This window comes from Flavobacteriales bacterium (assembly GCA_013001705.1).
Classification (GTDB): domain Bacteria; phylum Bacteroidota; class Bacteroidia; order Flavobacteriales_D; family JABDKJ01; genus JABDLZ01.
On sequence record JABDLZ010000150.1, the window covers coordinates 1 to 17971 of the forward strand.

16 protein-coding genes are annotated in these 17971 nt (G+C 50.5%); 9 read left to right on the forward strand and 7 right to left on the reverse strand.

The genetic code is table 11. The features are described from left to right. Together HKN79_06215 and HKN79_06220 are read left to right on the forward strand one after the other, a co-directional pair. Positions 1 to 820, forward strand: an 820-nt coding sequence (locus HKN79_06215; protein ID NNC83153.1) for a flippase-like domain-containing protein, incomplete at its 5' end; no start/stop codon positions are given. 71 nt (positions 821 to 891) lie between these two features. Continuing rightward, a complete protein-coding gene (locus HKN79_06220; GenBank protein ID NNC83154.1) occupies positions 892 to 2034 on the forward strand; it encodes a cystathionine gamma-synthase in 1143 nt (380 codons plus the stop codon). 24 nt (positions 2035 to 2058) lie between these two features. Here the strand turns inward: HKN79_06220 and HKN79_06225 are convergent, their stop codons facing one another. The 3 genes from HKN79_06225 to polA all read right to left on the reverse strand — a co-directional run bounded on the left by HKN79_06225 (position 2059) and on the right by polA (position 6299). Continuing rightward, the gene (locus tag HKN79_06225) at positions 2059 to 2490 is read right to left on the reverse strand and encodes a hypothetical protein (protein NNC83155.1); all 432 of its coding nucleotides are present in this window, start codon (positions 2488 to 2490) and stop codon (positions 2059 to 2061) included. A 23-nt stretch (positions 2491 to 2513) separates the two neighbouring features. Next, on the reverse strand, positions 2514 to 3389 hold the full coding sequence (locus HKN79_06230) for a hypothetical protein (GenBank protein ID NNC83156.1): 876 nt from the start codon (positions 3387 to 3389) through the stop codon (positions 2514 to 2516). A gap of 123 nt (positions 3390 to 3512) precedes the next feature. Beyond that, positions 3513 to 6299 carry a DNA polymerase I gene (gene polA, locus HKN79_06235; GenBank protein ID NNC83157.1) on the reverse strand — a complete coding sequence of 929 codons (2787 nt, stop codon included), beginning with the start codon at positions 6297 to 6299 and terminating at the stop codon, positions 3513 to 3515. 46 nt (positions 6300 to 6345) lie between these two features. Between polA and dusB the strand changes: the two genes are divergently transcribed. The 6 genes from dusB to HKN79_06265 all read left to right on the forward strand — a co-directional run bounded on the left by dusB (position 6346) and on the right by HKN79_06265 (position 12495). After that, on the forward strand, positions 6346 to 7341 hold the full coding sequence (dusB, locus tag HKN79_06240; protein NNC83158.1) for a tRNA dihydrouridine synthase DusB: 996 nt from the start codon (positions 6346 to 6348) through the stop codon (positions 7339 to 7341). Positions 7342 to 7429: 88 nt separating this feature from the next. Further along, on the forward strand, positions 7430 to 7756 hold the full coding sequence (locus HKN79_06245) for an iron-sulfur cluster assembly accessory protein (protein NNC83159.1): 327 nt from the start codon (positions 7430 to 7432) through the stop codon (positions 7754 to 7756). A gap of 34 nt (positions 7757 to 7790) precedes the next feature. Then, positions 7791 to 9239 carry a Fe-S cluster assembly protein SufB gene (gene sufB / locus HKN79_06250; GenBank protein NNC83160.1) on the forward strand — a complete coding sequence of 483 codons (1449 nt, stop codon included), beginning with the start codon at positions 7791 to 7793 and terminating at the stop codon, positions 9237 to 9239. 35 nt (positions 9240 to 9274) lie between these two features. Then, positions 9275 to 10027, forward strand: coding sequence for a Fe-S cluster assembly ATPase SufC (gene sufC / locus HKN79_06255; GenBank protein NNC83161.1), 753 nt, complete (start codon positions 9275 to 9277; stop codon positions 10025 to 10027). Then, positions 10000 to 11289 (forward strand): Fe-S cluster assembly protein SufD, encoded by a 1290-nt coding sequence (gene sufD / locus HKN79_06260; protein NNC83162.1) that lies wholly within the window; start codon positions 10000 to 10002, stop codon positions 11287 to 11289. The genes sufC and sufD overlap by 28 nt, the downstream gene beginning before the upstream one ends. Positions 11290 to 11292: 3 nt before the next feature. Beyond that, complete coding sequence (locus HKN79_06265) at positions 11293 to 12495, forward strand: cysteine desulfurase (protein NNC83163.1); 1203 nt, start codon at positions 11293 to 11295, stop codon at positions 12493 to 12495. On the opposite strand, the gene HKN79_06270 is transcribed toward HKN79_06265, so the two are convergent. From HKN79_06270 to HKN79_06285, 4 genes are read right to left on the reverse strand one after another with little or no spacing between them, the layout of a single operon-like run. Continuing rightward, a complete protein-coding gene (locus HKN79_06270; GenBank protein ID NNC83164.1) occupies positions 12482 to 13126 on the reverse strand; it encodes an alpha/beta hydrolase in 645 nt (214 codons plus the stop codon). The two genes, HKN79_06265 and HKN79_06270, sit on opposite strands and share 14 nt — an antisense overlap. 7 nt (positions 13127 to 13133) lie before the next feature. After that, complete coding sequence (gene glmS / locus HKN79_06275) at positions 13134 to 14978, reverse strand: glutamine--fructose-6-phosphate transaminase (isomerizing) (protein NNC83165.1); 1845 nt, start codon at positions 14976 to 14978, stop codon at positions 13134 to 13136. 2 nt (positions 14979 to 14980) lie between these two features. Continuing rightward, positions 14981 to 16318: a DUF4270 domain-containing protein gene (locus HKN79_06280; GenBank protein NNC83166.1), complete on the reverse strand. Its 1338-nt coding sequence runs from the start codon at positions 16316 to 16318 to the stop codon at positions 14981 to 14983. Positions 16319 to 16332: 14 nt separating this feature from the next. Next, complete coding sequence (locus tag HKN79_06285) at positions 16333 to 17157, reverse strand: glycogen/starch synthase (GenBank protein ID NNC83167.1); 825 nt, start codon at positions 17155 to 17157, stop codon at positions 16333 to 16335. A 120-nt stretch (positions 17158 to 17277) separates the two neighbouring features. On the opposite strand from HKN79_06285, the gene HKN79_06290 reads away from it, so the two are divergent. Beyond that, positions 17278 to 17971: pantoate--beta-alanine ligase (locus HKN79_06290; protein NNC83168.1), on the forward strand; the 694-nt coding region annotated here is incomplete at its 3' end.

Here is a 17971-nt window from a genome sequence, read left to right on the forward strand (position 1 = left end):
GAGCTCCAAGCAGTTCTCATGGAGACAATGTTTTGATATCGTCTTGCTCTGGGAGTTTGCCTCCGCGCTGACCCCGAGTGTGGTCGGAGGATCGGCAGTGGCCATCTATTTTCTCAATCGCGAGGGCATGAATCTGGGCAAGAGCACGGCCATTGTTATGGTGACCGCAATGATGGATGAGATCTTCTATGTATCCATGGTACCACTGATCATGATTTTTGTCGGGGTCCACGGGCTATTCCCAGAGAACTGGGAACAGACGCTGTTCGGAATGACCCTCACAGCAGAAGGTCTGTTCTGGGTCGGGTACCTCTTCACATTCACCTTGCTGATGATCCTGGTCTATGCGGTTTTGATCAATCCTCGTGCCTTCCGCTATGTGTTGATCAAGCTGTTCAGTCTACCCTTCCTACGTAAATGGAGATACCGCATCGTGGCCTGGGGGAACGATCTCATGATCACTTCTCGCGAGCTGAAAGAACAGCACTCGGGCTATTGGTTCAAAGGACTGGCCGCGACCTTCGCATCTTGGTCGGCCCGCTTCCTATTGCTCAATTGTCTTCTGATGATGGTCGTGCCCGGGATAGACAACATGGTGGCCTACGCCAAGCAGATCGTCATGTGGATGATCATGCTCATATCACCTACTCCCGGTAGTAGTGGGGTAGCTGAATTCGCTTTCTATGAATTCTTCGGAGGAAGTGTGGTGCCCGTCACGGTGGTCGGCTTACTAGCGATCCTATGGAGGTTGATGACCTATTTCCCCTATCTCTTCGCAGGGGTATTGATCCTGCCTAGCTGGTTGCGCAGGACTTCATAGAGCGGATCAATGAGCTGTTTTGATTCGGTGGTACATCCCCGTACATTTGGCAGCCTTAAAATTCAAGCACTATGGAATTCGAGACCAAGGTACTTCATGCGGGAATAGAACCCGACCCATCCACCGGAGCCATCATGACGCCCATCTTCCAGACCTCCACCTATGTGCAGGATAAAGTGGGAGTGCACAAGGGATATGAATACGCCCGCACACAGAACCCCACACGCGATGCCCTGCAGGCCAACTTGGCCGCCTTGGAGAACGGCAAACACGGGGTGGTATTCGGGTCTGGACTGGCAGCTACCGACACTTTGATGAAACTACTACGCCCAGGCGATGAGGTGATCAGTACCAGCGACCTCTATGGAGGGACCTATCGCATATTCAACACGGTGTGGAGTCCCTATGGCATCAAATTCCATTTCGACCCACTGATGGATGCGGATAAAGTGCGCTCATTGGTCAATGAGAACACCAAGGTCATCTGGGTAGAGACACCTACCAATCCGATGATGAACATCATCGACATCGCATTGATGGCAGAGATCGCCCAGGAGTGTGGGGCTAAACTCATCGTAGACAACACCTTTGCCTCACCCTATCTGCAGAATCCGCTCGATCAGGGAGCCGACATAGTCATGCACTCCATCACCAAGTACATCAACGGACACAGTGACGTGGTCATGGGAGCAGTGATAACCAGTGATGATGGGATTGCAGAAGAGCTTTATCGCCTGCAGAACAGCTGCGGAGCAGTGCTCGGTCCACAGGACTGTTTCTTGGTATTGAGAGGGATAAAGACCCTGCACATCCGCATGGAGCGGCACTGTCTGAATGGGCGAGCGGTAGCAGAGTTCCTGAGAAAACGACCTGAAGTGGACCAGGTGTATTGGCCGGGATTCGAAGATCATCCGGGTCATGCGGTGGCCAAGCGGCAGATGAAGGATTTCGGAGGAATGGTGTCCTTCACGCTGAAGGGAAATGACCTGGAACAGGCCAAGAAGTTGGCAGAATCCACTCAGATATTCGCACTTGCAGAATCTTTGGGAGGGGTGGAGTCACTCATCGGACATCCGGCCTCCATGACACATGCCTCCATCCCCAAGGCTGAGAGGGAGAAGACGGGAGTGGTGGATTCCTTACTGCGTCTGAGTGTAGGGATAGAGCATGAAAAAGACCTGCTCCATGATCTGGAACAGGCCTTTTCAAAATAGTTGATCGTTCAGAGATCTTCTTATTCAGCTCTCATCCTTGTATCCCACCAGTACTGTAGCACAGCCTTCGTGGATCAATTGATTGGGGTTCTCTCTCGGAGGCACCTTCAATATCATATGTAATTGCTGGGTATTGGCCACAGAGAAGTCCAAGTGGTCCGTATCGGTGCTTTCTGAATCGAATACACTTTCACCATCGTCATTGACGATCTTGTAGCTGAGGTCTCCGAGGATCTCCTCAGCACATACCATCACCCTGTAGTCCTGTCCAGCATAGAAGGTCATGGTAAGTTCGGCCTCATCGCCCGGTATGAGCACAGCACTATTGAAATTGTCATTCGGTATGTACTCGCCCAAGGCAGGGAGACATTTCACCTTGGTGAATCTACGGCACTGTGAGAAGGCCAAGGAAGGCAACATCACGGCCAGCAATATGATCATCAGATTCTTTTTCATAGCTCTCATCTTTACATCCATCATTATGAAGTCACGTATCTGTCACGGATGTCAGTGGCCAGAGAGATGATCTTGTCAACGTCTTCAGGGTCCAACATCAGTTTGGAATCGGCCCCGAGGACCAGCGTACCATTCACTACGGACTGGGTATTATCGATTTCTTTAGGACGGGTGCGGTCAAAGACCACCTTGAGGGATTTCAGATCCTCGATGATCGGATCCAATGTGCCACCCTGATTGTATGCCTCATTCAGGCTGATCAGGTCTTCGAGGGCATACTTCTGGTCGATAAGACGGTCCATGAGTGCTTCATCCTCTACTCCGGATTCGATCATCCTACTTGCTAGATATAGTCCTTCTAACCATCCACCGGTGATTACCTGTGCGGATATACTGCTCCTATCGTTCTCTTTGAGATACGCATCCAACTCATAGAAAGTCTCCGTGATGATGTGCATCAGTGAATCCCTATCCTCCAGATTGGACTCGACACGCTCCATGGTCTCATCACTGAAGGCACCGGACACACCTAGCTCATCGGCCAATTGCTTGGCTGCAGAGAGATAGATGATCGACTCCTGGTTCTGATTGAAGACAGAGGTGTAACTCAGATCGGCACCGTAGATCCCAAGGTTGATGGCCTTTCGCTTCGCGGTGTTATACGCGTTACGGTTATCCACATCATTGAGCACCGCATGGTTGTACCGGGCACCCGACTCGCGGATGATGGTGACCATTTCTACAGGAGAAGGGATCTGATAGAAGATCTTCTTCAGTCGATCCGCCTGTTCCTGGGTCTCTTCTGTAATGGATGAATCTACTGTGGTCAGTGTCTCATCGACCTGAGCCGAGTCAGCGCACGAGGTCCAACTAAGGCCTCCGAGGAATAGGATGGCCACTAGGCCAACCTGGATAGTATTCAAATTCTTGCAGTGCATATTGTAAGAGTTTAGCTGAATATGGTTTCAGACTTGCCCTTAATTACGCACTGTGCGTGATAATGTTACATATTCCGAGGAATTCTAGTGAGCCTCCAACCAGTTCTCTCCCACGCCAGCTTCTACGAGCAGCGGAACCTCCAATTCGACCGCTGTACTCATTTTGTCGACCACCATATCTCGAATGTGGTCCAACTCATCTCGATGCACATCGAACACCAATTCATCATGCACCTGTAAGATCATTTTGGACCTGGCCTTTTGAGCCTTCAATTCTTTTTGAATATCGACCATGGCCACCTTGATGATGTCGGCCGCGCTTCCTTGTATGGGCGTATTGATGGCATTCCGTTCTGCCCCGGCCCTCACAGCAGCATTCCGCCCATTGATATCCGGCAGATTCCGCTTGCGACCCAGAAGGGTTTCGGAATAGCCCTTCTCACGAGCAGATTCCACGGCTATGTCCATATAGTTCTTGATACCTGGATACTTCTCGAAGTAATTATCGATGATCTCCTTGGCCTCGGCACGCTTGATCCCCAGGTTCTGAGCCAGACCGAAGGCTCCTTGCCCGTAGGCCAGACCGAAGTTCACTGCTTTGGCCTTTCTCCGGAGCTCAGAAGTGACCTCATCCAATGGGACCCCGAACACTTTGGAGGCCGTGGCGCTGTGTATGTCCTCCCCGTTGAGGAAGGCCTGTATCATATTCTCGTCCTTACTCAATGCCGCGATGATGCGGAGTTCCACTTGGGAATAGTCTGCTGCCATCAAAATGTAATCTCCCTCTGGGGGCACGAAGGCCTTTCGGATCTTTCGTCCTCTTTCAGTACGAATAGGGATATTCTGCAGGTTGGGATTATCCGAACTGAGCCTACCCGTAGGCACAATGGCCTGCCTCAAGGAGGTGTGGATACGCCCGCTCTTGGGATTGATCAGTCGAGGGAGTGCATCCACATAGGTGCTCTTGAGCTTGGTCAGTTCACGGTAGTCCAGAATATCATTGACGATGGGATGGTCGTGTTTCAGTCCGCTCAATACATCTTCGCTGGTAGAGAATTGCCCGGTCTTGGTCTTTTTGCCTTTGTAGGGAATGGCCATTTTCTCAAAGAGCACCTCACCCAGCTGTTTCGGTGAATTCAGATTGAACTCCACTCCGGCCTGTTCGAAGATCGCATCCCGACTCTTTAAAGCCTCCGTATCCAATTCTTTGGAATAGTTCTCAAGGAAGGGCACATCCAATCCCACACCTTCGAACTCCATCTCTGCCAAGACCTTGACCAAAGGAGCCTCTATCTCTGTGTAGAGTTTCTCTACGCCCCGCTCTTTCAGTGCGGGCAGGAAATGCGATCTGAGCTGCAGACTGATATCGGCATCTTCCGCAGCATAGTCCACCACATCTTCGGGCGGCACATCCCGCATGCTCTTTTGATTCTTCCCTCGCTTGCCGATCAACGTCTCGATAGAGATAGGTTTATAGCCTAGATAGGACTCGGAGAGGTAGTCCATCCCGTGCCGCTTTTCCGGCTCCACAAGATAATGGGCGATCATCGAATCATCGATAGGGCCGTTGACCTCCACGCCATACCACTTAAGGATGAGAATGTCGTATTTGAGATTATGACCCGTTTTGGCAATGGTGTCCGATTCCAATACCGGCCGGAACTCTTCGAGTACCGCTTGACAGTCTTCACGCTCCCTCGACAAGGGGACATACCAGGCCTCACCGGGCTCGATAGCGAAAGAGAGCCCGACCAGTTCGCTGAGATTTGGGTCCACTCCGGTGGTCTCCGTATCGAAGCAGATCAGATCGGCCTGCAATAATTTCTCGATCAGCTCCTGCCTGCCCTTCTTGTCATCGACCATGTGGTATCGATGCTCCACATCATCCAGGCTCTTCAGGTTGGAGGAGAGTTCTGGGCCAGTGGAGGCTCCATTGGAGGCAAAGAGATCCATCTGCTCACCTGCTGCTGCATTGGTGCCGAATTGATACTGCTCCCCGAGAATGCGTTTCCCCAAGGTGCGGAACTCGAATTCATCGAAAAGCTCTGCCAGACGTTCTGTATCCGGCTCATCAATGGTGAAATCCTTCGCATCGAACCGTATGGGAGCATCGGTGATGATGGTGGCCAGCATCTTAGACACCAAGGCATTTTCCTTTCCATTCTCTACCTTTTCTTTCAGCTTTCCCTTGAGTTGATCGGTATGGGCCAGGAGTCCTTCTATCGAGTCGAATTCTTTGAGGAGTTTTTGGGCTGTTTTCTCGCCTACCCCTGGAATTCCCGGGATATTATCCACGGCATCTCCCATCAGGCCGAGCATGTCGATCACCTGGTCAATACGTTCGATATCCCATTTCTGCAGCACCTCCTGTACGCCCATGGTCTCTTGGGGTCGACCTCCGATGGCAGGTTTATACATGAGGATATTCTCAGAGACCAGCTGCCCGAAATCCTTATCGGGAGTCACCATATAGACAGTGTAGCCTTCTGCTTCGGCCTGTTTGGCGAGAGTACCTATCAGGTCATCTGCTTCATAGCCATCCATCTCGATGATGGGGATGTGAAAGGCCTTGAGGAACTCTTTGATCGGTTCCAGATTACTGATAATGTCCTTGGGCGTCTCATCCCGATTGGCCTTATAGAAACTGTACTCGGTGCTTCTATCGGTCGGGGCAAAGGTGTCGAAGGCTACTGCTAGATGTGAAGGCTGTTCGCGCTGCATAAGGTCCCAAAGAGCGTTGATGAAACCGGTCATAGCGCTTGTATTGAGACCTTTGCTATTGATCAGCGGGCGCTTGATGAAGGCGAAATAGGCACGATAGATCAGTGCCATGGCATCCAATAGGTAGAGCTTTTTATTGTCCTTGGGCATGGAAGGGGCTTACTTTTGCCGAAAAGTACGCTTTTAGCATTCTCAGGTGGTCAAGATAGCAGACATAGAAGTAGGGGAATTCCCATTACTCCTCGCCCCGATGGAAGACGTCAGTGACCCTCCCTTCCGCGCCTTGTGCAAACAGCACGGTGCAGATGTGATGTACACTGAATTCATATCCAGTGAAGGCTTGATACGCGATGCGGCCAAGAGCCGACAGAAGCTGGACATCTTCGAATACGAACGCCCGATCGGCATTCAGATCTTTGGGAGTGACATCGATCACATGCGCGAAGCAGCTGAGATCACCGAACAGGCCGACCCGGACATCATCGACATCAATTATGGCTGTCCGGTCAAGAAGGTCGCCTGCAAAGGGGCCGGAGCGGGGATCCTTCAAGACATCCCAAAAATGGTCAGCATGACCGCTGAGATCGTCAAGGCGGTGAACAAGCCGGTCACCGTCAAGACGCGTTTGGGATGGGACGATAAGACGAAATATATCGTAGAAGTAGCTGAACGCTTGCAGGATGTAGGCATCCAGGCGATCAGCATCCATGGGCGCACTCGCAAGCAGATGTATAAAGGCGAGGCCGATTGGTCGCTCATTGGTGAGATCAAGAACAACCCCCGTATGCACATCCCCGTCTTCGGCAATGGTGACGTGGATGGTGGGCCCAAAGCTGTAGAGATGCGCGACCGTTATGGGGTGGACGGGATCATGATCGGCCGGGCGAGCATCGGAAATCCCTGGGTCTTCAACGAGATCAAACACTATATGCGTACAGGTGAGGAGCTACCTCGACCCGATATAGATCAAAGGGTGGAAGCTTGCAAAGAGCACCTACGGATGTCCTTGGAGTGGAAGGGTCCGAATCTCGGAATCGTAGAGATGAGAAGGCACTATGCCAATTATTTCAAGGGCCTCCATGGCGTAAAAGAGCACCGCATGGTCATGGTCACGACTATGGATCCAGAAGAGATCTATGCCGAATTGGAGACCGTCAGGACCAAGTACCGGAATATGGAGATCGAGGTGTGACCCAAGTCACTCAGGCAGCAGTGCTTATTTAGAATCTTTCCAGATAAAGAGATATCTTTGTATCGCTTGATATAGTTGATTTTCAGACATGATCAAAGTAAGAGACAACGCCAAAGAACAGGTCCTCAAACTACTTGCTGAGGAAGGCGCTCCTGATGGGAGTTTCATCCGTGTGGGGGTAGAAGGTGGAGGATGTTCTGGATTGATGTACAAGCTCGATTTCGACCAGCAGATGGGAGATGAAGACAAGATCTTCGAAGACAATGGCGTCAAAGTCGTTGTAGACAAGAAGAGTTTCCTCTATCTGGTCGGTACAGAATTGGATTATTCAGGAGGCCTGAACGGCAAAGGATTCCAATTCATCAATCCCAATGCCAACCGTACCTGTGGATGTGGGGAGTCATTCTCCATCTGATCATTGTCCACAGATAAAGACAGAGATCCAGCACATGGAATTCAGCGAAGAAGATAAGATCCTCCAAGTGGTCACCGATAAGGAATATGAGTTCGGATTCACCACCGATGTGGAGTCCGATAAAGTTCCTCCTGGGCTCAATGAGGATGTCATACGTATCATTTCGGCCAAGAAAGAGGAGCCCGAGTGGATGCTCGAATGGAGACTGGACGCATTCAAGGGCTGGCTGGAGATGACCGAACCGGAATGGGCTCACGTCAAGTACCAGAAACCGGATTTCCAAGCGATCAGCTACTACTCAGCTCCTAAGGACAGACCCAAGTTCGATAGTCTGGATGAGATAGACCCCGAGTGGAAGAGCACCATGGACCGATTGGGGATCTCCATGGAAGAACAGAAACGCATGGCCGGAGTAGCTGTGGATTTTGTGATGGACTCCGTCTCGGTCGCCACATCCTTCAAAGAGAAATTGGGCGAACTCGGCATCATCTTCTGCTCTATGAGCGAGGCCATACAAGAGCACCCGGATCTGGTCAAGAAATATATCGGGACAGTGGTGCCGAAGAAGGACAACTTCTATGCAGCCTTGAACTCGGCCGTCTTTACCGATGGTTCCTTCTGTTACATCCCTCAAGGAGTGCGATGCCCGATGGAACTCAGCACCTACTTCCGGATCAATGAGGCTGGGACAGGACAATTCGAACGTACACTGGTCATTGCGGATAAAGGGAGTTTCTGCTCCTACCTCGAAGGCTGTACAGCTCCTCAGCGGGACGAGAACCAATTGCATGCAGCCGTAGTGGAATTGATCGCCTTGGACGGTGCAGAGATCAAGTACAGCACAGTCCAGAACTGGTATCCAGGAGATAAAGAAGGAAAAGGGGGCGTATTCAATTTCGTGACCAAGCGCGGACTATGTGAGAGGAATTCAAAGATCAGTTGGACTCAGGTGGAGACGGGAAGTGCAGTGACCTGGAAATATCCCAGCTGTGTGCTCAAAGGAGATAACAGCATCGGAGAATTCTATTCAGTAGCGGTGACCAACAACCATCAGCAGGCCGACACCGGGACCAAGATGATCCATATCGGGAAGAACACCCGCAGTACGATCATCTCCAAAGGGATTTCTGCCGGGCACAGTCAGAATTCATACCGAGGCCTGGTCAAAATTGGAAGAGGAGCAGAGAACGCTAGGAATTTCAGCCAATGCGATTCACTCCTTATGACCGACACCAGCGGAGCACACACCTTTCCCTACATCGAGGTAGAAAATCCCTCTGCCATGGTGGAACACGAGGCTACTACAAGCAAGATTGGAGAAGACCAGATATTCTATTGCCAACAACGAGGGATGGATGAAGAGAAAGCCATCAGCCTGATCGTCAATGGATATGCAAAGGAAGTATTGAACAAGCTCCCCATGGAGTTTGCGGTGGAGGCTCAGAAACTACTGGAAATATCCCTCGAGGGTTCTGTAGGCTGAGCGATAAGGTTATTGAGAAATAGGTTCAGATTCAAATGATTAAGATAAACAATCTACACGCCTCGGTCGAAGGTAATGAGATCCTGAAAGGGGTGAACTTGAAGATAGAGGCTGGGGAGATACACGCTATTATGGGACCCAACGGTTCCGGTAAATCCACCTTAGCAGCTGTTCTGGCCGGTAAGGATGAATACGAGATCACAGAGGGAACAGTCGAATATCTAGGAGAAGACCTCCTGGAAATGGAAGCCGATGAACGCGCCAAAGAAGGCCTTTTTCTCGCCTTTCAATATCCGGTAGAGATTCCAGGGGTGAGCAATGTGAATTTCCTCAAGACATCTCTGAATGAGATCCGTGCCCACAAAGGGCTGGACCCCTTGACCGCCAAAGAATTCTTAGGAAAACTGAAGTCCTGTTCAGAGCTCGTAGAACTGGATGGTAAACTGAAAGACCGATCGGTCAATGAAGGCTTCTCAGGAGGAGAGAAAAAGCGGAATGACATCTTCCAGATGGCCATGCTGGAACCCACATTCGCCATCATGGATGAGACGGATTCCGGTCTGGATATCGATGCCTTGCGTATCGTGGCCAAGGGAGTCAATTCCATGCGCCAACCGGAGCGCAGCTTTCTCATCATAACGCACTACCAGCGTCTATTGGACCATATCAAGCCCGACTTCGTCCATGTCCTGAGTGACGGTAAGATCATCCGTACGGGAGGACCTGAATTGGCCCTAGAGCTGGAAGAGAAGGGATACGATTGGATAAAAGAAGAAGCGACCGCATGATCCAAGTAGTGGCAGAGAAGAGATTGACCCAGACCTTCGAGGCTTTTGAGACACCCATGCAGGGTGTTCAGCGAGAAGCGTATGAAGCCTTGTCGCTCTTAGAGATTCCCACTCGGAGAACGGAGGCGTGGAAGTATACCCCGGTCAAGCGTATCACGGACCAGGCCTGGAAGAGACCGGTCGGTCAAGGGAAGTTCGACATCCATAGCTTGGAATTGCCCTCGATTGACGCGTATGTCCTACTCATCGTGGATGGGGTGGTGGATAGTGAGCAAAGTTCATTTCCTGCTCTTGATGACGTGATCTGTAAGCCGCTTTCCCAGGCGATGGATTCCCATCCTGCGGTACAAGAGATCCACGGCAAGCAGGGGAATCATCAAAATGAACTCTTCGTAGCGGCCAATATGGCCTTTTCTGAAGATGGAGTCTACGTATCGGTCGGGCGCAATATCAAGGTAGACAGGCCGGTTCATATCGTGCATGTCCACACCCAGGCTGAGACAGCTGTTTTCACCAGACACATCTTCGATGTGGCCCAGGGGGCAGAAGTGCGGATCGTACAATCTTTCTTCCATCTCGCAGATCCTATCCATAGCAATGTGGTCTCTGAGATACGAGTGGCTGATAATGCCCAGTGTACGATCGACAAATTCCAGAGCGGTTCTACGCAGAGCTATCACTACTCGACAGAAGAAGTTCACCAAGGTAGAGATGCGACATTCACATTGAACACCATCACCATCGATGGTGCATGGACACGCAATGACCCGCAAGTCAGACTGCAAGGTGAGAACAGTATCTGCCACTTGAATGGTGCCTACATGCCTACCGCGAGCGAACTGGTGGATAATCATTCCATCATCGACCATCTGGTGCCCAATTGTGAGTCCCACGAACTCTACAAAGGGGTGGTCTATGACCGATCCAAGGGGGTCTTCAATGGCAAGGTCTTCGTCCGGCCGGATGCGCAGAAGACCAATGCCTATCAACAGAATGCCAATATTGTCATGAGTGACAGGGCGAGTATGAATAGCAAACCCGAATTGGAGATCTATGCCGATGACGTGAAGTGCAGTCACGGTAGCACCACCGGCCAACTGGATAAAGAAGCACTCTTTTACCTGCAATGCCGGGGTCTGGACCGCGATAAGGCAAAACAACTCTTGATCAATGCCTTTGTAGGTGAGGTCATCGAGAAGCTCGATAGCGACATCCAAGACTATGCCTGGGCCCGTCTTTCTGAAAAGCTAGAAGGGAGGTAGAAAATGGATGTACGCAGTGACTTCCCCATTCTTTCTCGTCAGGTGAACGGCCGTCCACTGGTCTATTTGGACAACGCGGCCAGCACCCAGAAACCCCAAGTGGTGATCGATGCGGTCAAGCACTATTATGAGCATTACAATGCCAATGTACATCGGGGAGTGCACTCGTTGAGTGTAGAGGCCACTGAAGCCATGGAGGAGGCACGAACAACTATTTCCAAGTTCATCCAGGCAGAAAAGAACGAAGTCATTTTCACTTCAGGCACAACAGAAGGCATCAACATCCTCTCGCAGAGTTGGGTGAGGCAAACCCTTGGCCCCGATGATGAGGTGATCATTTCCGGAATGGAGCACCATTCCAATATCGTTCCTTGGCAGATGGCCTGTGATCAATGTGGAGCCAAGCTCCGCATTATTCCTATCACAGATAGCGGAGAGTTGGATATGCAGGCCTTCGATGAGATGCTCAGCGAGCGCACACGATTCCTTTCGGTGGTGCACGTATCCAATACACTGGGCACCATCAATCCCATCAAGACATTGATAGACAAAGCGCACGCTATGGGCGCCAAGGTCCATGTGGATGGAGCACAGGCAGTAGCACATATGCCCGTGGATGTAAAGGATCTGGATGTGGACTTCTACACCTTCTCGGGACACAAGATTTTCGGACCCACAGGTACGGGAGTGCTGTATGGGAAAGCAGAACTACTCGAAGCCATGCCTCCACTATACGGAGGAGGAGAAATGATCCGATCGGTCTCTTTCGAAAAGACCACCTACAATGAGATTCCCTTCAAGTTCGAAGCGGGTACACCCAACATCGCAGGGAACATCGGATTGGGAAAAGCCATTGAATACCTCTCTAACTTGTCTTGGGAGAATATCCGGTATCACGAATTGAATCTCCTCAATTCCACTTTGGAAGGACTCGGGTCGATAGAGGGGACACGTATCATCGGAGAATCGAAGAACCGCTCAGGAGCGATCTCTTTCTTGATAGGGGACATACACCCCTTTGACCTAGGTACTCTGCTGGATAAGATGGGAATAGCCGTGAGGACGGGGCATCATTGCACAGAACCCTTGATGGACCGCTTTCAGATACCTGGCACAGTGAGAGCCAGTTTCTCTATTTACAATAGCGAGGATGATGTGGACCGCTTACTCGAAGCCATGGAGCGGGTCGTGCCTATGCTGGCGTGAGTTCTTTCTGGATCAGACGGGCCACTTTCTCTGGCTCATCGATGATGACCATATGCCCGCCATCAAGTAGGTCATCGGCATCCACTTTCAGTGGCAATACCCGATCGGCCTTACCGTGAATACGTTTTAAATTGCTAGGTACATCTTCATTATCCCATGTGAGAATGGCTTGCACAGCCCACTTGACAAAGGCTCTATCCGTCTGATGAGCGATCTCATGGATAAGGTCCTTGCTTTCCTGACGCTTTAGGTTCATCACCGCATCGAGCAAAGGCAGGGGCAATTGCATGAGCTGGGCTGGGATGTAGGGAACCAGATTCAAGCTACCGATCCTTCGGAAATAACTGGGCAGCTCCGATCGGCAGGCCGCAGAACTGATAATGATGATCGTTTCAGGATCGATGTGCTTGCTCATCTCACAGGCCAGCATCCCACCGAATGACAATCCGACCAAGGCGAAAGGCTCATCTGTGTCCAAGCCACCGGCTAGACGCTGCGCATAACTTGCGAGAGATTCTTTTGGCTTAGGCGTGATCCAGGGAACGTATGTGATGGGTTCGTCCAGAAAGGTATTCACCTGATCGAACACCCGTTCATTCGCTCCAAGTCCGCTGATTCCGTAGATTTTCACTGTAGTACTATTCTACAGTCACGCTCTTGGCGAGATTTCGTGGTTGATCCACGTTACATCCGCGCATCACAGCTATGTGATAAGAGAGCAATTGAAGTGGGATCACAGCGAGGAAGGGCACGAGGATGCCTTCCGTCTCCGGCACCTCGATCACATGATCGGCCATCTCCTTCACCTGAGTGTCCCCTTCTGTGACAATGGCCAATATGCGCCCACCGCGGGCCTTGACTTCTTGGATATTGCTCACCACCTTCTCATAGGAAGAATCCTTGGTAGCGATGACAATGACCGGCATCTGCTCATCGATCAGAGCGATAGGTCCGTGCTTCATCTCAGCAGCAGGATATCCTTCTGCATGGATGTAGGAGATCTCTTTGAGTTTGAGTGCACCTTCGAGGGCTACCGGGAAGTTGACTCCTCTTCCGAGATAGAGCATATTGCTGGCATCCTTGTAGTGTTCGGCCAGGTATTCGACCATGTCATTGGTCTCAAGCAAAGCGGCAATTTTTTCTGGAATGGAATCCAGTTCGATCAAGAGTCTTTGCAACTTACCGTGGGTGATCGTTCCTCGCAAATGACCGAGGGTGAGAGCGATCAATGTGAGAACGGTCAGTTGTGCCGTAAAGGCTTTGGTAGAGGCCACACCGATCTCTGGGCCAGCGTGCGTGTAGGATCCGGTATGGGTCTCACGAGGGATAGAACTACCGATCACATTGCAGATGCCGTATATCAGCGCTCCTTTTTCCTTGGCCATTTTAATAGCGGCCAAGGTATCGGCCGTCTCACCGGATTGGGAAATGGCGATCACGACATCCTTTTCGGTGATCACCGGATTCCGATAGCGGAATTCTGAGGCATATTCCACCTCCACAGGCACACGGGCCACATCTTCAATGAGGTACTCGGCCACCAGACCGGCATGCCATGAGGTACCGCAGGCCACAATGATGATCCGTTCTGCATTCTTGATGCGTTGCTCGTATTCCTTGAAACCGCCCAGAACGATCTTACCTGAGATGAGGTCGACCCGTCCACGCATACTATCGCGCACAGACTTGGGTTGTTCATGGATCTCCTTGAGCATGAAATGCGGATAACCGCCCAGCTCAAGTGCTTCTAGATTCATCTCCAATTCATGGATGTACGGAGTGATCTCTTTATTCTCTATCGTCTTGATCTTGAGTCCCTTGTCCTTGGTCACAGAAGCGATCTCACCATCTTCCAGGTAGACCACATTCTTGGTGTACTCGATGATCGGTGTAGCATCAGAGGCGAAGAAGTATTCTCCGTTCTCACCGATCCCCACGACCAGCGGGCTACCCATTTTGGCCGCAATGAGTTCGTTGGGGTTCTCTTTATTGAGCACCACCAGCGCATAGGCACCTACTACTTCATTCAAGGCGATCCGGATGGACTCGAATAGATCGGCTCCGGTACCCTTATGTACCTCTTGGATCAGATTGATAAGGACCTCTGTATCGGTATCGCTCTTGAATTCATAGCCACGATTCTGCAACTCTTCTTTGAGCGGGTTGTAGTTCTCTATAATGCCGTTGTGTATGATACAGAGCTCTTCGCTCTCTGAGAAGTGTGGGTGGGCATTGGTATCATTGGGAGGTCCATGGGTGGCCCATCGCGTATGTCCGATACCGGCCGTGCCACTATGATCTTGTCCTTGCACCATCTCCTCCAGATTGGAGACCTTCCCTTTGCACTTGAATAGACGAATGCCATCCGCCTGCTGTAAAGCGACTCCTGCGCTGTCATATCCTCGATATTCCAAGCGTTTGAGGCCCTTGAGGATGATAGGGTAGGCTTCGCGTTCTCCAAGATATCCGACTATTCCACACATGACTATTCGAATTGGGTATAGGTAATCACCAGCTTGATCCGCTTCTCTGGGTTCTCACTTCCTGCAAGCCTTACAAAGTTAGGGCTGACTGCGTTACTCGTGGGTAACAACTTGATCTCATCCGCATCTTCCACTTCTGTGACGATCTGTTGGGCAAATCGGGTCATGTTCACCCTGTACTCTCCGGTGTCCTCATCGTAATATCCATCGCTATGGGCATCCCCCTCGAAGAGGTCGGGTATGGAAAGCACATCCCCATCGCTGTTCACGTAGACTGCAAACAGACGTTCAGGAAAAGGAAATTCGTCATTCTCAGTCGGCTCTAGTGCAGGGACTACTATCTCCACTTTATTGAACGCACCATTTATCGTGTCCAGCACATTCTTCAATTGAGAAATATCAATGGCCACATTGACTCCGGCCATGGCTTGCAGATAGACCTCCTGTTGTCCGAGAGAAGGATCATTCAGCTGATCGGCAACAGGTGTGCCGGTATAATCGCGCTCAAAGGCCAAGTAGCGCTGGGCATTGGAGTTGATCGTGAATTCGAAGGACAGGGAATCTTCATCATCATTGTGATAGTACAAGGTCATATTGCTCGAGGCGCTCAGGAGGTCGAAGTAGGCGATAGCTCCTGTGGTAGTCAAACGAGAAGTGCTGATACGCAGACCTTTGAAATACTCGAGGAAATCATCGATTTCATCAAATACACCATCATCCCCTTCTGAAGCATCAAGTAACTCTTGTCCAAGCTCATCCTTGAGACGTACCATCAGCCTTGGGCTGAGTGTGTCTTCTCCGATGATCACATCCTCATCCGTCTCGAAACGAATGATCGAATCCGGATCGAAGGCGAGTTCCTCATCCAGAACCTCGGTGGTGTAGTTCGAATAGTAGAGGGAGTCCAGATCGAGAGCCACATCCAAACGTTTGATACTGATCGTGAACTCTTCCATATCCGGACCATAGACCGAATCATTGTCCAGATAGAGGAGATTGAGCATCAGACTATCAACCGTAGGATTCGTTCCGAAATCCGCTCCTAGAGCATTGAGACGGAATTGAGAATATATGGTCGAACGCATGGTGCCGAAAAGGGGATGTCGCAACTCTCCCAATAGCGCTCGGGACAGTTCGTTCGTTCGCGCTGAATCGGCACGCACCGTGCTGGTGGAGATGTTCAGATCATCTATGGTCAATACATCCAAGAAATCTTCATCGGGTTGGAGACCCAGCCCTAAGGAGTCCTCTTTTTTCTCGCAGGACAGGCAGAGGAGGATCAGCCCTACTATAACGAAGTAGGCGGCCTTGAGCGGCCGCCTCTCAATGTTGTGTTCCATATGTCGATGTCAGGTCATACGAGCGCTTCGACCTCCTCAAAAACCGTTTTGTAGAATTCCTCGTAAGCGGCCTCGTAATCTTCTTCACCTTGGTAGTCCAATGTAGGAAGACCAGCCTCTTCGATCGCCTTGTCAAGTCCTTTATCCACCTTAGCATCTCCCATGATGACAGCGTCAGCGTACTGCAGAGCCAACTTATGCAGGTTGAGTAGAGAAGCATCGCGGATGACCTCTACATGTTCTGCATCGATCTCATCGTATTCGTACTTGGCGATAAGTTCGTTATCGAATTGCTCTTGGATATCGTTCTTATAGGCCGAGTAGATGATCCTAGAGTTCTCGAAATGTGGATCCTCATGGAACATACGCTTCACCAGCATAGGCACCATAGAACTCATCCAGCCATGGCAATGGATGATGTCCGGCTTCCAACCGAGTTTCTTTACGGTCTCCAATACTCCTTTGCAGAAGAATAGAGAGCGCTCGTCATTGTCTTCAAAGAACTTCTCGTCTTCATCCTTGAAAACGGCCTTACGCTTGAAATATTCTTCGTTGTCGATGAAATAGACCTGCATCCTCACCTGAGGGATAGAGGCCACCTTGATGATCAAGGGGTGGTCACTGTCATTGATGACCAGGTTCATTCCAGAAAGGCGGATGACCTCATGGAGTTGGTGCCTGCGCTCGTTGATAACACCGAAACGCGGCATGAATACTCTGATCTCGTGACCATTCTCATTCATGTACTGAGGTAATCTCCTCGCTTTATTCGAAATGGGGCTCTCAGGAAGGAACGGAGTGATTTCTTGAGATATGTAGAGTATTTTCAGGTTTTCCATGCAATCTGACTTATAAAAATGATTTTTGCGAGTACAAAAATATAGAAAAAAGGCCCTATTCTCAACAAATCAAGGGGCAAGAATCTATATCTCATTGATTTCCAGTAGCCTGCCCGACACATGTTAGTAAGCAATACTTCAGAGGAGGTGGCGAGATATGTCGCTTCAGTCAAAGAACACCACAAAAAAGTCGCGTTGGTACCGACCATGGGCGCCTTGCATGACGGACACCTCTCTTTGATAACCAAAGCCCTAGAACATGCAGACGTGGTGGTCGCCAGCATTTTCGTCAATCCAACCCAATTCAACGAAGCCAGCGACCTGGAGAATTATCCCCGCACCATAGAGGCCGACCTTGTCAAACTGGAGGCTTCGGGCTGTCATGTGGCCTTCATGCCCGATGTAGAGGAGATCTACCCAGAAGGCCATAAGACCAAGACGATCGACTACGAGGGTCTGGACCTAGTAATGGAAGGGGCAGAACGTTCGGGTCATTTCGATGGCGTAGTAGAGGTGGTAGCGCGCTTATTCGATATCATTCAGCCGGATGTGGCCTGTTTCGGAGAGAAAGACTTCCAGCAACTTGCCATCATTCGCAAGTTGGTCGATGAGCATGACTACGCGATAGATATCATACCCTGTCCCATTGTACGTGAACCCCACGGATTGGCCATGAGCAGTAGGAATGAACGCCTGACAGAAGAGCAAAGACAGAGAGCTGCGATACTCTACGAGACATTACAAGAGATGAAGAACCTGGTAGACATCATGAACCCGGATGAGGTGGAACAATGGGGTAGAGATGCCCTGAATT

Coding starts and splice junctions, on each gene's coding strand:
- HKN79_06245 (NNC83159.1), top strand. CDS start 7,430: ATGATCAAAGTAAGAGACAACGCCAAAGAACAGGTCCTCAAACTACTT.
- sufB (NNC83160.1), top strand. CDS start 7,791: ATGGAATTCAGCGAAGAAGATAAGATCCTCCAAGTGGTCACCGATAAG.
- HKN79_06220 (NNC83154.1), top strand. CDS start 892: ATGGAATTCGAGACCAAGGTACTTCATGCGGGAATAGAACCCGACCCA.
- HKN79_06225 (NNC83155.1), bottom strand. CDS start 2,490: ATGAAAAAGAATCTGATGATCATATTGCTGGCCGTGATGTTGCCTTCC.
- HKN79_06265 (NNC83163.1), top strand. CDS start 11,293: ATGGATGTACGCAGTGACTTCCCCATTCTTTCTCGTCAGGTGAACGGC.
- polA (NNC83157.1), bottom strand. CDS start 6,299: ATGCCCAAGGACAATAAAAAGCTCTACCTATTGGATGCCATGGCACTG.
- sufC (NNC83161.1), top strand. CDS start 9,275: ATGATTAAGATAAACAATCTACACGCCTCGGTCGAAGGTAATGAGATC.
- HKN79_06285 (NNC83167.1), bottom strand. CDS start 17,157: ATGGAAAACCTGAAAATACTCTACATATCTCAAGAAATCACTCCGTTC.
- HKN79_06280 (NNC83166.1), bottom strand. CDS start 16,318: ATGGAACACAACATTGAGAGGCGGCCGCTCAAGGCCGCCTACTTCGTT.
- glmS (NNC83165.1), bottom strand. CDS start 14,978: ATGTGTGGAATAGTCGGATATCTTGGAGAACGCGAAGCCTACCCTATC.